At 65.9% G+C, this 14,940-nt stretch carries 10 protein-coding genes; 6 read left to right on the top strand and 4 right to left on the bottom strand.

Annotation, left to right across the window (positions count from 1 at the left end; translation table 11 throughout):
* Position 1 precedes the first annotated feature (1 nt).
* Together ABXH26_RS12970 and ABXH26_RS12965 are read left to right on the top strand one after the other, a co-directional pair.
* Positions 2-1,543, top strand: a complete 1,542-nt coding sequence (locus ABXH26_RS12970; RefSeq protein WP_353567500.1) for a DUF4331 domain-containing protein — start codon at positions 2-4, stop codon at positions 1,541-1,543.
* Positions 1,544-1,563: 20 nt separating this feature from the next.
* Positions 1,564-2,832, top strand: a complete 1,269-nt coding sequence (locus tag ABXH26_RS12965) for a tetratricopeptide repeat protein (protein WP_353567499.1) — start codon at positions 1,564-1,566, stop codon at positions 2,830-2,832.
* Positions 2,833-2,896: 64 nt separating this feature from the next.
* Here ABXH26_RS12965 and aroC read toward each other — a convergent pair whose 3' ends face one another.
* Complete coding sequence (aroC, locus tag ABXH26_RS12960) at positions 2,897-3,982, bottom strand: chorismate synthase (RefSeq protein ID WP_353567498.1); 1,086 nt, start codon at positions 3,980-3,982, stop codon at positions 2,897-2,899.
* A gap of 84 nt (positions 3,983-4,066) precedes the next feature.
* Between aroC and ABXH26_RS12955 the strand changes: the two genes are divergently transcribed.
* From ABXH26_RS12955 to purC, 4 genes are all read left to right on the top strand, one after another.
* Positions 4,067-5,767, top strand: coding sequence for a metallophosphoesterase family protein (locus ABXH26_RS12955; protein WP_353567497.1), 1,701 nt, complete (start codon positions 4,067-4,069; stop codon positions 5,765-5,767).
* 96 nt (positions 5,768-5,863) lie between these two features.
* Positions 5,864-7,837, top strand: coding sequence for a glycosyltransferase (locus tag ABXH26_RS12950; RefSeq protein ID WP_353567496.1), 1,974 nt, complete (start codon positions 5,864-5,866; stop codon positions 7,835-7,837).
* 156 nt (positions 7,838-7,993) lie between these two features.
* The gene (locus tag ABXH26_RS12945) at positions 7,994-9,940 is read left to right on the top strand and encodes a right-handed parallel beta-helix repeat-containing protein (protein ID WP_353567495.1); all 1,947 of its coding nucleotides are present in this window, start codon (positions 7,994-7,996) and stop codon (positions 9,938-9,940) included.
* Between the two features lie 46 nt (positions 9,941-9,986).
* The gene (gene purC / locus ABXH26_RS12940; RefSeq protein ID WP_353567494.1) at positions 9,987-10,703 is read left to right on the top strand and encodes a phosphoribosylaminoimidazolesuccinocarboxamide synthase; all 717 of its coding nucleotides are present in this window, start codon (positions 9,987-9,989) and stop codon (positions 10,701-10,703) included.
* Here the strand turns inward: purC and ABXH26_RS12935 are convergent, their stop codons facing one another.
* The 3 genes from ABXH26_RS12935 to ABXH26_RS12925 are packed head-to-tail and all read right to left on the bottom strand — an operon-like array spanning position 10,704 to position 14,863.
* Entirely contained in the window at positions 10,704-12,578 is a 1,875-nt protein-coding gene (locus tag ABXH26_RS12935; protein WP_353567493.1) for a DUF4340 domain-containing protein, read from the bottom strand.
* 3 nt (positions 12,579-12,581) lie between these two features.
* Positions 12,582-14,111 (bottom strand): Gldg family protein, encoded by a 1,530-nt coding sequence (locus tag ABXH26_RS12930; protein ID WP_353567492.1) that lies wholly within the window; start codon positions 14,109-14,111, stop codon positions 12,582-12,584.
* Entirely contained in the window at positions 14,111-14,863 is a 753-nt protein-coding gene (locus tag ABXH26_RS12925; RefSeq protein WP_353567491.1) for an ABC transporter permease, read from the bottom strand. The genes ABXH26_RS12930 and ABXH26_RS12925 overlap by 1 nt, the downstream gene beginning before the upstream one ends.
* Positions 14,864-14,940 lie beyond the last annotated feature (77 nt).

Raw genomic sequence — 14,940 nt, 5'->3', positions numbered from 1 at the left:
TGTGAGAGGCTCCTTGTGGAAAAGCCTGCTGCTCGTGGCGGCGGTCGTTCCCGCCGCCGTCGAGGCTTCGAGTCACAGCGATGCCCCGCTGATCAAGCAGGATCCCGATGCCAACCTGACCGATGTCTACGCCTTCGTCGGCACCCGCTACGATGATCCCTCGACCGAGGTGCTGAACGTGATCGTGAGCGTCCATCCGTTTTCCGATCCGGGTGACGGCGTGATCTACGACCGCTTCGCCGACGACGCGCGCTACAGCATCCATATCACCGATCCGGTGACCGGCATGGAGACCATGCGCTACGACTTCGAGTTCTCTTCACGCACCGGCAACGTCAAGAACCCGGACACCATCCTCTCCTACGGTCGCGGCACCGGGGTCGGGCCGATCATGGAAATCGGCGACGCCCAGCAGAACTACACGCAGACCTATTCGGTGACGAAGTACAAGAACACCCGCCGGTCGTTCTTCGGGGGGTTCCATTCGTTCTACTTCTCCGGCTTCGGATTCGGCTTCGGCAACCGCGCCGATGTTTCGGGAGAAGGCTTCCTGGTGCCGCCGCCCAATGTCGGGCCGCGCACGACGCCCGCCTACAACGGTCCCGACGGCAAGGCGATCTCCGGCGCGACCTCGATGGAGGAACTGGACGACCTGACCGCCCAGGGCATCTCTTCGCTGTCCGATGGCACGGTGGTGTGGGCGGGTCCGCGGGAGGACGGATTCTACGCCGACACGCCGGGCATCTTCGATTTCCTCGATCCCCGGATCATCGCGGGTGACGATACCAACGGCCTCGGCCAGGCCGGCGGCGGGGTGGATGGCTTCAAGGGCTTCAACGTGCTGACCTACGCCGTGCAGATCCCGATGAGCGAGCTGGAGCCGGTGGCTTACGCTTCGCCCCTGCTCGGCGACCAGAGCGGCGTGGGCGTGTATGCCTCGGTCAGCCGCCACCGGGTCACCCTGCGCAACAAGGGGCGGGACACCCGGACCTCGGGTCCCTGGGTGCAGATCAACCGCCTGGGCAATCCGCTCTTCAACGAGGTGCTGGTCGCCCTGCGGGACAAAGACCACTACAACATGACCCAGCCGACCGATGACGAAATGTTCCGCACCTACGCGGAGAATCCGGAGGTCGCCTTCCTGATCAATGCCGTGCTCTTCGGCACCGATGGCACGACGCCACTGGCGACGACCGGCCGCACCGACCTGGCCGCGATTTTCATCCCGGACGTGCTGAGGGTCGACCTGACCACCGGACCCGTGCTGCTGCCGGGGCAGTCCGGCTACTCGCGCCTCAGCCTGCTCGGTGGCGATACCGGCGGTTGGCCGAACGGACGGCGTCCGGGCGACGACGTGGTGGACATCGCCCTGTCCGCCGTGGCCAGCGGGCCGGCCTACGATCCGATCACGGTCGTCGGTGACAACGTCAATTCCAACGATCAGCTCTACAACCAGGTCTTTCCCTACCTCGGAACCCCGCATGCGGGACCGACGGTGGACCAACGCCAGGCCCCGGTTTCGACCGCTGAGAGCTCGCGATGAGACGCCTACGACCGAGGATCATGAAATCACTTCCATGCTTGCTGCTGTTGGCCTCGCTGGCGGGTTCGGGTTCCGCCCATGAAGCGGAAGCTCCGCCCGAGGTGACCCGATTGCAGGAAAGGATCGGGTCGAGAGATCCGACGGCGGAAGATTGGCTCCAAATCGGCGAAGCATGGATGCAGCACGCCCGCAACACGCTCGATCACGACTTCTCGGAGGCCCGCGAGGCCTACGGTGAGGCGCTTGAGCTGGCACCGGACGACGAGCGCGCGCTCGCCGGGATGGCTTGGGTCGCGAACTCCGAGCACCGCTTTGATGAAGGCGCCGAGTGGGCTCACAAGGCGATCGATAGGGATCCGAGATGTGTTTTTGCCTATGCCCTCCTCGGTGACGGGGAGATGGAGTTGGGCGAGTACGACGCGGCCTTCGATCACTTCCAGCAGGCGCTCGACTTGCGGGCCGACCTTTCCACGCTGAGCCGTGGAGCCCACTTGCTGTGGCTCACCGGTGATACGAATCGTGCGATGGCGCTGATGCGGCAGGCGATCGATGCCGGCGGCCGGGTTCCCGAAAACGAGGCCTGGTGCCGGGCCGAGCTGGCCTTAATGCAATTCAAGACCGGAGCCACGAAGGCGGCGGTTCAGCAAGGGGCGAAAGCTCTCGAACTCGCTCCCGACAACCCGCGTGTCCTGATGATCATGGGCATGATCCGTGCGGCGGGGGGAAACGACGACGAAGCCCGATCGCTTTACGAACATTCGGTCGAAGTGAACCCCACCCATGAACCGCTGGTCGGTCTGGTGGAGCTCGCCAAGCGCCGGGGCGATGACGGGGCGGTGAAAAAGTGGACCTCCCGGGTGTTGGCATTCCATCAGCACAGCCACGGGCATGCGGAGCACCACCACCATGGTGTCGATCATCATGTCGGCAGTGCCCAGCTCGCCCTTTTCATGGCGGACCAGGACATGGATGCCGGAAAGGCGCTGGCCGAGGGAAAGCTGGCCTATGAGCAGTTTCCCAACATCCACGCCGCTGACGCCTACGCCTGGTGCGCTTACAAGTCAGGCGACCTAAAGCTGGCCAAGCGGATGATCCGCCGGGCGATGAAATTCGGCACGGCCGAGCCCCGTTTCCATTACCACGCCGGCATGATCGCCGCCGCCTCCGGCGATGTCTCGGGTGCGAGGAAGCAGCTCATGCAGGCGCTGGACCTGAATCCGGACTTCGATCCGATCGAGGCCCCGAAGGCGCGCGAGGAGCTGGAGCGGCTCCGCGCCACGGTCCACTGACGGCTTTTCGGCTGGAGCTGCTGTGAACCGGGAGTGGGTCGCGAGTGACCTGCTCCCGGTTTTTTCATGCCCCGCACTGGCCGCGCTGGCGCAGCAGGTGATCGCAGAGGACCAGCGCGGCCATGTTGTCGACCATCGGCACGGCCCGCGGCAGCACGCAGGCGTCGTGGCGGCCCTTGCCGGAGAGCTCGGTGTTCTCGCCGGAGCTTGTGACCGTTTCCTGCGAGGTCATGATGGTGGCGGTGGGCTTGAAGGCGACGCGGAAAACGATGTTCTCGCCGTTGGAAATCCCGCCCTGGATGCCGCCGGAGCGGTTGCTGGTGGTGCGCACCTTGCCATCGACCATGCGGAAGGGGTCGTTGTGCTCGCGGCCGGTCATGCGGGAGCCGGCGAATCCGGATCCGATCTCGAAGCCCTTGGTCGCGGGCAGCGACATCATGGCCTTGGCCAGCTCGGCTTCGAGCTTGTCGAAAACGGGTTCACCCAAGCCCGGCGGGCAGCCACGGATGACGCACTCGACCACGCCGCCGATCGAATTCCCCTCGGCGCGGATTTCCTTGATGCGGGCGATCATCTTTTTGGCCGCCTCGGCGTCGCCGGTGCGGACGATGTTGGCTTCGATCTGGTCGAGCGTGACGGTGGCGGGGTCGACATCGGCCTCGAGGTCGTGGATCGATTTCACCCAGGCGAGGATTTCCAGTCCGGGAGCCAGTTCGGCCAGCACCTTGCGGGCGACGGCGGCCGCAGCGACCCGGCCGATCGTTTCCCGGGCCGAGGCCCGGCCGCCGCCGGACAGGGCGCGGATGCCGTACTTGGCGTCATAGGTGTAGTCGGCGTGCGAGGGCCGGTATTTCACCGCCATTTCGTCGTAGGAGCCGGGCCGCTGGTCCTCGTTCTTCACCACGATCGCGATCGGCGTGCCGAGCGTGAGGCCATCGTGGGTGCCGGAAAGAATGGCCGCGGTGTCGGATTCCTTGCGCGGTGTGACGATGTCCGACTGCCCCGGCCGGCGTCGATCGAGCTCGTGCTGCACGTCTTTTTCCGTGAGCGGGATGCGGGGCGGGCAGCCATCGATGATGACGCCGACGCCTCCGCCGTGGGATTCGCCGAAGGTGTGGATGCGGAAAGCGTGGCCGAAGCTCGAAGACATGCGCGGGAGTGTAGGAGGGAACCGGCGGCTGCGAAGTGCGAATTGCCGAAGGATGCGCGGCCTGTTAGGCGTAGCTGTTGGGACATGAAGGATTGGAGGAAATGGATGCTCGCGGCGGCGGTGATGCCCGGCGGTTGGTTGGCGGCGGAGGTGCATGGGCCGCTCGTCCAGTGGAGTGGCGACCCGCGGCACGAGGCTTCGGTGCGCTGGCTGGAGACGGCGGCGGTCGAGGGCACCGAGGGGATATGGCAGGCCGGTCCTTCGGGCTTCGGCTATGGCGACGATGACGACCGCACGGTGCTCCGCGGCATGGAGGGCAGGTATCAGGAAATCGCGATCCGCCGGGAGTTCACCGTCCCGGAGACTCTGCCTGAAAACACCTCGCTGGACCTGATGGCGCGCTACGACGATGCCTTCGTGCTGTGGGTGGATGGCCGCGAGAAGGCCATCCGCAACGCGCGGGTGGTCGATGGCAAGTGGCAGGTGATCGAAAAGCACGAGGCCTCCGGCTGGGAGCGGATCTCGATCGGATCGCTCGCTCCCGGCAAGCACGTGATCGCCGCCCTGGGCATCAATGACGGGCTCGGTAGCTCGGATTTCACCCTCGACCTGCGACTGGCCGTGCCGGAGGGCGACCAGCACTGGTATCTCATCCCCGATGCCGCCAGCTGGGAGTATCTGGCGGGGGAAACGCCGGAGATCGGCTGGAAAACGCGGGTCAGCGGGGAAACCGCCGCGCCGGAGCCGGAGCAGCCGGCTTTTTCCTGGCGGATCGAGGGCGAGGACGCGTGGTGGGACCAGCAAGTCAGCCGCGCGACTTTCGCGGACACCTCGCACCAGGTGGCCCACGTCGATCTGGCGGAGCTGCCGGCGGGCAAGGTGGTCGAGATCCGGATTGGCGACGCCTCCTGGAAATTCCGCACCGCGCCGGAAAAGGTCGACCACCTGTGCTTCGTGACCGGCGGCGATGTCTACCACGAGCGCGAGCCGATGGACCGGATGAACCGCCGCGCGGGCGGGGAGGATCCGGATTTCGTCATGCTCGGCGGCGACCTGGCTTACACCAACGACCAGAATCCCGGCCGCTGGGCGGAGTTCATCGACTCGTGGGTCGAAAACGTCCGCGCGCCCGACGGCCGGCTGGTCCCGTTGGTGGTCGCGATCGGCAACCACGAGGTGGTCGGCAACGGCTACCGTCCGGTCGATGCTCCCGGCCCCGACCACGCGCGGGAGTTCTTTTCGCTGTTCAAGATGCCGCAGACCGGCAGCGCGCGGCAGGCCATCGATTTCGGTGACGAAATGTCACTCGTCCTGCTCGACTCCGGCCACGTCGAAGCGGTCGCGGCGCAGACCGGATGGCTCGAAAAGACGCTCGAGGCGCGTCGCGAAATCCCGCGGCTGTTCGTCTGCTACCACCGGCCGGCCTGGGGCTGCGGGACCAAGGAGGACTCGAAGGAAATCCAGGCCGAGTGGTGCCCGCTGATCGAGAAGTTCCAGGTCGATGCCGTGTTCGAGAACGACCACCACGTGTTTTCCATGACGCATCCCCTGCGCGGCGGGAAGGTGGATGAAAAGGCCGGCGTTCCCTACCTCGGTGCCGGGGCGTGGTCGGTCCATCCCCGTACGGTCCCCGAGGATGCCCTGAAGAAGCGCCCGTGGCTGATCGCGGCGCAGGGCGTGAACCACTTCTACCGCGTCGAGCTGGGTCCGTTCGGCTGGAAGGCCATCGCCAAGGACATCGACGGCAAGGAGCTGGAAACGATGGAGCGCCGCTGGCGGAGGTGAGCGGAAGAGGTGTCGAAACCGACACCGAAATGCAGACGTTGGCGGGCGACTCAATCGGTTATTTAAATGGCGGGTAGTTTCAAGCGCCCCTAACCGATGAGGGTAGACATCATCACCGACACCTACGCACCGGACATCAATGGAGTGGCCATGACTCTGGGGCGTCTCGCCCACGGCTTGCGGGAGCGGGGACACCTGGTCCACGTGGTCCGCACCGGGGAAACGAAGACCGCCGGGGAAACGCTGGCCGCCTCCATTTCGCTGCCGGGCTACAAGGAAGTGCGGGTCGGCCTGCCCGGGCCCTTCAAGCTGCGCAAGCGCTGGCTGAAACGCCGGCCCGACGCGATCTATGTGGCGACCGAGAGCCCGCTCGGCATCTCCGCCATCAAGGCCGCGAACTTGCTCGGCATCCCCGTGGCCACCGGCTTCCACACGAATTTCCACCAGTACATGGAGCAGTACCGCCTCGGCGGGCTCCAGCCGGCGACCATGGCCTGGCTGCGGCGCGTGCACCGCAAGGCCGCGGTCACCTTGGCACCGACCCCCGACGTGGTGGCGGCGCTGACCGAGCATGGTTTTGAAAACGTCTCGCTGCTCGGCCGCGGGGTGGACACGAAGCTTTTCCATCCCGACCGGCGCGACACCAACCTGCGAGCCTCATGGGGCGCCCGCGAGGGCTCGCCGGTGGCGATCGTGGTCGGCCGCGTGGCGCCGGAAAAAAACCTGCCGCTGGCGATGGAGTGCTTCCGCCGGATGCGCGAGCGGATGCCGGACCTGCAGTGCGTCTGCGTGGGTGACGGCCCGGTGAAGGACGCGCTGAAGTCGAAGCATCCCTTCGTCCACTGGGCCGGCGTGCGCAGTGGCGAGGATCTGGCGCGGCACTATGCCTCGGCCGACATCCTCCTTTTCCCCAGCGAAACGGAAACCTTCGGCAACGTGCTGCTCGAGGGCATGGCCTCCGGGTTGGTGACCGTAAGCTACGACTACGCCGCTTCGGCCCGCCACGTCGACCACGGGCGCAACGGGCTCAAGGCGCAGAAAGGGAACTCGAACGAGTTCTGCGAGATGGCGGGCTTCGCGCTGACCCTGTGGCAGGATGACCTGCGCGCCGAGGCCCGGCGCTCGGTCGAGGAGGTCGGCTGGGACCAGGTGGTGGAGACCTTCGAGGCGGAGCTGGAGCGGATTTCCCGCGCGGCGGGCCCGAAACCCCTGCGGAGGAAGGAAAAGCGCAAGCTCGGCAAAATGGAGCTGCGGACCGTGTTCCTGTCGGACATCCACCTCGGCACCGCCGAAAGCAAGGTTCACGAGGTGGTGGATTTCCTGCAGCACGTGAAGTGCGAGAAGCTGGTGCTCAACGGCGACATCATCGACGGCTGGGCGCTCAAGCGCGGCTCGAAATGGCGCAAGCGCCACAGCCGCTTCGTGCGCAAGGTGCTCAAGAAAACCGAGCGCGAGAACACCCGGGTGGTCTACTGCCGCGGCAATCACGACGACGTGCTGGACCGCTTCCTGCCCTTGTCCTTCGGCGCGATCGAGTTCGTCAAGGAGCACCTCCACACCGGGGTCGACGGCAAGCGCTACCTGGTCGTCCACGGCGATGGCTTCGACAGCGTTTCCACCCACCACCGGTGGCTGGCGGTGCTCGGGGCCGTGGGCTACGACTCGATGTTGGTCATCAACCGCTGGTACAACCACTGGCGCGCGTGGCGCGGAAAGGAGTATTTTTCCCTGAGCAAGAAGGTGAAGGCCAAGGTGAAGTCGGCCGTGAGCTTCGTGGACAACTACGAGCACCAGCTTCAGGAATACGCCCGCCGCCGCGGCTGCGACGGCATCATCTGCGGCCACATCCACACCCCGGAGGACCGCCAGGTCGGCGGCGTGCGCTACCTGAACTCCGGCGACTGGGTGGAGAGCCTGACGGCGATCATCGAGCACCTCGACGGCACCATGGAATTGGTCCGCTACGAGGATTTCATGGCAGGTCTGAGCCAGCGCCTCCACGACGGCGAGCGACCGCTGAATGGCGCCCTTCGCGGAGCGGAGACCGGGCCGGCCGCGCTCTCCGCGTGATTTCCCGAAAGGGGGCTTTCCGAACCCAGACGGGGGTGGTAAAGCGCGCCCACCATGACCTTGGAGGAGGCACGAGCAATACTGGGAATTTCGACGGAGGAGGAGCCGAGCGAAGCGGTGCGGCGTCTCGGCGAGGCCCGCGAGCGGCTTGCCGAAATGGTCCGCACTGCCCCCACCGACAAGCTCGCGGACCAATTCCAGTCCGAGCTTGAGCTGTTCGACCAGGCCATGGCGGCGCTGCGCGAGGAAGCCGACCGCCGCCGCCAGGCGAAGCTGGCCGGCGTGATGGCCCTGGTGCCGGGATCGGTCTCCGGGTCGGCGATGAAGTCGAAGCGCGACAATTTCCTCGACGAGCCGGCTCCGCCGAAACCGACGCGCACCACCGTGGTGCCCCACGACGTGATGGGCGCGCCCGCGCCGAAGCCGGAGGAACCCAAGGTTCCGGAACCCGTGCAGGAGCCCGCGAAGAAGTCCTCGAAGGGGCGCTTTCTGGTCTACACCATGATTTTCATGGTCATCGGCGGCATCGGCGGCGGCATGGCCTACAAGTATGTCTCCGATGTCAACAAGCTGAACCGGCGCAAGGAGATCATGCTCCTCGAACGGCTTGGTGCGGGGCTGGTGAACAGCCGGCGCTGGGAGGAGGCGACCCGCAGCTACCTGCGGATCGAGGAGCTGGATCCCGGCTCGGCCATCGCCGCCAACGGCAGACGCAGCATCGAGGTGGGCATGCAGGAGGAGCAGGAGCAATTCGTCGGATACTGGACCGGCGAATCCCAAGCCGCCTTCGAGGCCGGCCGGCTCGACGATGCTCGGGAGGCCGCCGACAAGGTGCTGGCCCGCTATCCGGAGGACGAGGCGGTCCTGGCGCTGAGCGAGAAGATCCGGAACGCCCGCAATGACTCCCTGCGCAAGACCCTCGGCGCCGAGGTGCGCGAGGCGGTGGAGCAGCGCGATTGGGCGGTGGCCGAGGACGGCGTGACCGAGCTGGCCAACGCGATTCCCGGCGACGATTTGATTACCGTCCTGGCGAAGGAGATCGCCGCCGGTCGCGAGCAGGAACGGCTCGACCTCACCCGCGCGCGGGAGCTGGCGGCTTCCGCCAAGCTGCGGGATGCCGGCAAGTTTGATCCCAAGGTGATGGAGTGGATGCGGGAAGCGATCGCGCTGGCTCCGCACGACCCCGAGGTCCGCGAGGTGTATGAAAAGGTGGCCTCCTACAGCCGCACGCTGCATGTGCCGAAGGACGTGCCGACCCTGGCCGATGCCTTGAAGAACGTCCGGGCGAAGGACCGCGTGGTGCTGGGAGAGGGGACCTTCGATGCCGGCGTCGTCGTCGATTTCCCCGTCCAAATCGAAGGCGCGGGCGAGGGGGGGACGATGTTGGAATCGACCGCCCTGGAGGCTCCGGCGATCACCTTCGGTCCCGGAGCGACCGGGGCGGTGGTCACCGGGATTACCTTTCAATGCAAGGGCTTCGACGCCTCCGACAAGCGCTTCCCGGCGGTCCAGGTCCGCGGCAGCGAGGTGGAGTTTTCCGGCTGCACCTTCAAGGATGCTTCAGGCAACGGCCTCGAGGTGCTCGATGCCGGCCAGGCCGAAGCCGTCCAGTGCGGCTTCGAGAACAACGGCTGGGACGGCTTTTCCGCCCGCGGGTCCGGCAGTCGGATGGTCGCCCGCGAGTGCAAGTCGACCGGGAACTTCGCTCATGGCTACGAAATCTGGGATGGCGCCTCGGCGGTGGTCACCGACTCGCAGGCCACCAAGAACAGCCGCAACGGCATCCTCGTCGACTCCGCCGCCGAGAAGCTCGAGCTGACCGGCAACACGATCACCGGCAACCGCGAATACGGCATTCTGCTCAGCGCGGGGGCGGCCGGAACGGTCCACGGCAACAGCTGCTCGGAGAATCATCTCGGCGGCATGCTGATCCGCTTCGCCGCGCTCAGCGTGAGGGTCGAGAAGAACACCCTGGAGGACAACTACGGCGACGGGCTGACGCTCGAGCAGGGCCTGCGGGCCGACACCTACGAGACCAACCGGCTGCGCTCCAACGACGGCCGCGATCTGCGCCAGAACGTCAGTTTTGCTGCCGGAAACTGAAGCCGAGCTTGCTTGACCGCGCGTCGGCGGCTCCGTACCTAGCGGCATGACTCTCCTTTACGAAGGCAAGGCCAAGCGGCTGTGGGCGACGGAAGATCCGAACGTGCTCCGCATGGAGTTCAAGAACGACGCGACCGCCTTCAACGGCGAAAAGAAGGCCAGCTTCGACGACAAGGGCCGGCTCAACAACGCCATCAGCACCGCCATCTACGGCATGCTGGAAAAGGAGGGCGTGCCGACCCACTTCGTGCGCCAGATCGATGAGACCAACGTCGAGGTGCGGAAGGTCGATATCCTGATGGTCGAGGTGATCGTCCGCAACCTGGCGGCCGGCAGTTTCTGCAAACGCACCGGGGTCGCGGAAGGGCGGGAGTTTTCCCGGCCGATCGTCGAGTTCTCGATCAAGAGCGACGAGCTGGGCGACCCGCTGGTCAACGACGACTACATCCGCGAACTCGGCCTCGCCTCGGAGGACGACCTCGCCTTCCTGCGCGAGTCGGCGCTGAAGGTGAACGCCATCCTGATCGCGTTCTTCGCCCAGTGCGGACTCAAGCTGGTCGATTTCAAGCTCGAGTTCGGCCGCCTGGCGGAGGATCCGTCGAAGATCGTGCTGGCCGATGAGATCAGCCCCGACGGCTGCCGCCTGTGGGACCTGAAGACCGGCGAGAAGATGGACAAGGACCGCTTCCGCCGCGACCTGGGCAACGTGATGGAGGCCTACGCCGAGGTGCTGGAGCGGGTGAAAAAGGCGACTTCCGCCTGATCAGTCGAAGGCGAACAGGTCGATCTTGAGCTGCTCGATCAGGTTCGGATCGAGCAGGAAGGCCTCCGGACGGGTGTTGGTGGCACCGACGTTGCCCTTCACGATCAGCTGCACGCGGCGGATTCCGAGGAGTTGCCCATCGTCCTTATGCTCCTGGACCAGCAGCTCGATGACCAGGCCGGGATCGGCGGCCAGCTGGATGGGATCCGCCTGTCCCGGCGGCAGCCAATTGGCGACCTTCAGCTCGAGCAGCCGCTTGAGGAGCTGGTTGGCCCTTCCGGCATTGAGCCCGACCGAGCGGTCCTCGCCCTCCTGCTTGGCGCTCCATGTTTCCGAGGCGAAGTCGTAGAGCAGCTGGAGTTCGGGCTTTCCGGGGACGCGGCGGGCCAGGCCCATCACGTCGGGCAGGCTGATTTTCCACAGATGCGGATTCCGCCACTCCCAGAGGTGGGTGGGAATCACGCCGAGCAGGGCGGGATCGATGCGTACGACGGTCGTCGTACCTCCGCGCATCACGTGGATGCCGCCGTCCTTGCCTTCGCCGAAACGCAGCTCGATGGTGGAATCGTCGAAGCCGGCGAAGCGGAGGATGAGGAAGGGCTGGTCGAGCCCGTAGGGTGCGAGGTCGGTGGCGGTGTCCGAGACGAACTCGGCCACCTTGGCCTCGCTGACCGACTTGATCAGGGCGTAGAGGGCTTCCTCGTTCGGCTCCTCGAGTCCGCCATCGATCAGCAGCTCGAAGTGGTCCTTCGGCGTCGGCCGGGTGATGCGGATGTCCTCGCCGGTGGCCGGGGAAATGAAGATGCTGCGGATGCCGGCCGGGGCGATTGAGGTCAGGGTCGGATCCCGCAGGGAATTCACGGTCAGCGGCAGCTCGGTGAGCGAGGTCTTGATGCCCGGATCGGTGGACTTCACCCGCGGCAGCTCGAAGACGGTGTTGGGCCGGTCGCTGATGACCGCCATGACGGTCTGCGAGACCTCGGTCGCCGGCGGGTAGATATCGAGCACGACCTCTTCCTCCGCGGTGAACAGCTTGAGCGCGACCTGCTGGTGGGACTGGGTGTTGTCGGCCGGCAGCGTGACCTCGTCGCGGTTGTAAATGCGGACCGCCTCCAGGTCGTAGAGTCCTTGCAGGAGGGTTTTGACCTTGCCGGGATCGGCCTTGAGGTCGAGGGGCTTGGTGATCGACCAGAAGCCGGGCCTTGCCTGAGTGAGCATCATTTCCCCCTGGGTCGATTTGATCCGCAGGTGCTCGATGAGATTCGGCCGGAACAGGAAGGGATGGTGGTCGCGCAGGTGGCGGAAGCCATCGCCCAGCACGTCCCGGATGCCGACCTCGTCGGTGCAGGCATAGACGTAGTCCTTGCGGCTGCGGTCGCGGGGCGCGACGAACACGGTCGGGATCGGGTCGCCGCTTTCGGCTTCGGTCCCGAACCACGGCGTGCGGTGGCCGATCCAGAACTTGGCCAGCGGTTCGTCGGCGGCATCGCCGAAACGCAGGGCGAACTTGCCGTCGGCGAAGTTGATGGCGGAGCTTTCAAGCTTGTCGGTCGGGATGCCGCCCTCGACCCGGGCGCCGAGCACGAACTCCATCAGCTTCTGGGCCGCCCGTGGATCCATCCGGTCGGTGCCCCATTTTTCGACCACCAGCCAGCCCTTGTCTTCGCTGTGCATGCAGCTCGCTCCGACGCCGTTGGAGGCCAGGTAGATGTGCTTCACCAGCCGCGGGTCGAAGTCGTAGAGCGTCTGTCCGATGTGGGTGGCCGGCTGGCCGAACAAGCGGGAAAGGTCGCCCTGCCGCACGTAGATCCCGGCGATCGCCACCGTGACCAGGGTGACGAGGATCAGCAGGGTGGTGGTGGCGTAGGAACGCATGGCTCAGCTACGGCGCGAGGACCAGACGAAGCCGCCGATGACGAGGATCAGGGCCGGCAGCGCGATGAGGTTGACGCGGTTGATGAAGGTGACCTGGGGCGGCAGCAGCGGCAGCTTGTAGAGGCGCAGGTTCGAGGGCCCCTGGCCGGCCAGGTCCTCGCGGCCGATCAGCCAGTTGGCGCAGGAGGAAAAGAAGTCCAGGTTGGTGGTGCGGAGGTGCTGGGGGGAAAGGAAGGAGGTGTTGCCGATAACCACCATGCGCGAGACCTGCCCGGCGAAGCGGTCGTCGGTGGCATTGCCGCGCACCACCGCCGCAGCCAGGGCGGGCGCGGCGGGTTCCGCATCGGGATCGCGCACCGGCGTTTCGGAAGGGAAATCCCTCTCGCCCCAGAACTTCGATCCGGCGTTGAGCAGGGCGTAGGGCATGATCCGCTGATTGAGCAGATCCTCGGCGTTCTCGCGGACCTCCAGGCTGCGCGTCGGGCCCTCCAGCTGCGTCGATTTTCCCGCCAGGTCGCGGAGGAAGTCGAGGCCCTTGGAAAAGGTGGCCGTCACGGTGGTCTGAACCTTGCCACCGTGCGTCGAAATCACGCGATCGGATTGCGGGGTGACGCCGTAGGTCCGCAGGAAGGCCCGCAGACCGGCCGGCACGTTTTCATTTCCCGTGGTGATCAGCACCGACGACCGGGGCCTGCGCCAGTAGTTCTCCAGCACCGCCAGCTCGGCGGCGGAAAACTCGGTGGCCGCGCCGATGATCGCGACCGCATCCACGTCCTCCGGCACCTGCTCGGTCTCCGCCAGGGATTTTTCCTCGGCCAGGATGTTCTGGGTGGCGAGCTGGGTGACCAGCGTGCCCCACACGCCTTCGTTGGCTCCGCTGGTCAGGTCGCTCTTGTCGGTGAAAACCCACATCCGCCGGGGCTTGCCCTCGATCGCGTTCACCAAGCTCGCCCGCAAGGCCTCCTCGCCGATGAAGCCGCGGACCCGCCGCTGGTTTTGGGCATCGGTCTCGAACACCAGCATGTCCTCCAGCCGGACCACCTGCACGTGCTTGCCCTGGCCCGCGGCCTCGGCGGGGGAGCCCTCGGTTTCCGCGCCGGGCGCGGGGGTGGCATCGATCACCACCAGCCCTTGGGTGAACTGGAGGTGGTATTCGGCGGCCAGCGCCTCGGCCTTGTCCGCGGAGCGGATGGGGTCCATGACGGTGAGGTCCACCTTGCCCTTCGACACCCGCGCGATCTCCTCCGCGATGGGGCGGATTCTCGGGTAGAAGGGCGAGTCGGCCGGGAAGGCGATGATCAGCTGGATGGGCTTTTCCCGCTCCTGCACGGCCGGGGACTCCAGGTAGCGCTGGGTCGAGGGCGAGAGCGTGAAACCGAGGTCATCACTGAGGTCGAAGGGCTGGTGATACTGGGAGGACAGGAAGTTGACGGCCAGGAACAACAGGATCACGCAGACGATCTGGACGACCGAAAGGAACCCGACTCGGAAGCGGGTGATCGGGCGGGCGGGTTTCGGGGAATCCTGGGACATCAGCGTTTCCAGCGGCGGTAATCGACCACCTGATAGGTGAGGAAAAGGACGGTGGCCGCCAGCGTGAGGTAGTAGACGACCGGCTTGGTGTCGATCCAGCCCTTGGCGAAGGTGGCGAGGTGGTTCTGGCAGGAGATGTAGTCGAAGATGCCGACCCCGCGGAACGAGCCGCCCCAGATCACCGGCACGTAGCCGATGAAGTAGAGCAGCATGAGGAAGGCGAGCGTCAGCAGCCCGGCGATGATCTGGCTGGAGGTCAGCGCCGAGGCGAAGCAGCCGACCGCCGTGAAGGCCGCACCCATCAGGAACAGGATCAGGTAGGTGGCACCCATCTCGCCCGGCGTCCAGGCGTCCGGGAAGTCCGCCACCCAGCCGAAGAGGTGGAACTGGATCAGCGTCGGCAGCCAGGCCAGGCAGAAGAACACCAGCGCCGCCAAGTATTTCGACCCCACCACCTGCCAGGTCCGCACCGGCGCGGTGAGCAGGGTTTCGAGCGTGCCGGTTTTTTCCTCCTCCGCGAACAGCCGCATGGTGATCAGCGGGAAAATGAACAGGAACCAGAACCAGAATACCGGCGAATGGAAGGTCACGAAGGTCAGGCTGTCCTGCGAGGGCGTGTCGACGAAGCCCTTCATGGCGGTCGAAATGCCGACTCCGTTGGCAAGCGTGACCGCCGCCACCACCACCCAGCCGAAGGGGTTGTAAATGAAGCTCTTGAGCTCTTTGCGGAGCAGGATGAGAAGGGTGGACATGGGAACGGGTGTCGCGATGCGGCGGCGGGCCGCTTGCTTACGGAATGCCGCCGGGGCGGAAAACCAAAAAACGCAGG

The organism is Haloferula sargassicola (assembly GCF_040362925.1).
GTDB classification, from domain to species: Bacteria; Verrucomicrobiota; Verrucomicrobiia; order Verrucomicrobiales; family Akkermansiaceae; genus Haloferula; species Haloferula sargassicola.
Note: the sequence above shows the minus strand (reverse complement) of the source record. Positions and strands in the feature narration are given on the sequence as shown.

Coding starts and splice junctions, on each gene's coding strand:
- aroC (WP_353567498.1), bottom strand. CDS start 3,982: ATGTCTTCGAGCTTCGGCCACGCTTTCCGCATCCACACCTTCGGCGAA.
- ABXH26_RS12950 (WP_353567496.1), top strand. CDS start 5,864: ATGAGGGTAGACATCATCACCGACACCTACGCACCGGACATCAATGGA.
- ABXH26_RS12955 (WP_353567497.1), top strand. CDS start 4,067: ATGAAGGATTGGAGGAAATGGATGCTCGCGGCGGCGGTGATGCCCGGC.
- ABXH26_RS12935 (WP_353567493.1), bottom strand. CDS start 12,578: ATGCGTTCCTACGCCACCACCACCCTGCTGATCCTCGTCACCCTGGTC.
- ABXH26_RS12930 (WP_353567492.1), bottom strand. CDS start 14,111: ATGTCCCAGGATTCCCCGAAACCCGCCCGCCCGATCACCCGCTTCCGA.
- ABXH26_RS12925 (WP_353567491.1), bottom strand. CDS start 14,863: ATGTCCACCCTTCTCATCCTGCTCCGCAAAGAGCTCAAGAGCTTCATT.
- purC (WP_353567494.1), top strand. CDS start 9,987: ATGACTCTCCTTTACGAAGGCAAGGCCAAGCGGCTGTGGGCGACGGAA.
- ABXH26_RS12965 (WP_353567499.1), top strand. CDS start 1,564: ATGAAATCACTTCCATGCTTGCTGCTGTTGGCCTCGCTGGCGGGTTCG.
- ABXH26_RS12945 (WP_353567495.1), top strand. CDS start 7,994: ATGGTCCGCACTGCCCCCACCGACAAGCTCGCGGACCAATTCCAGTCC.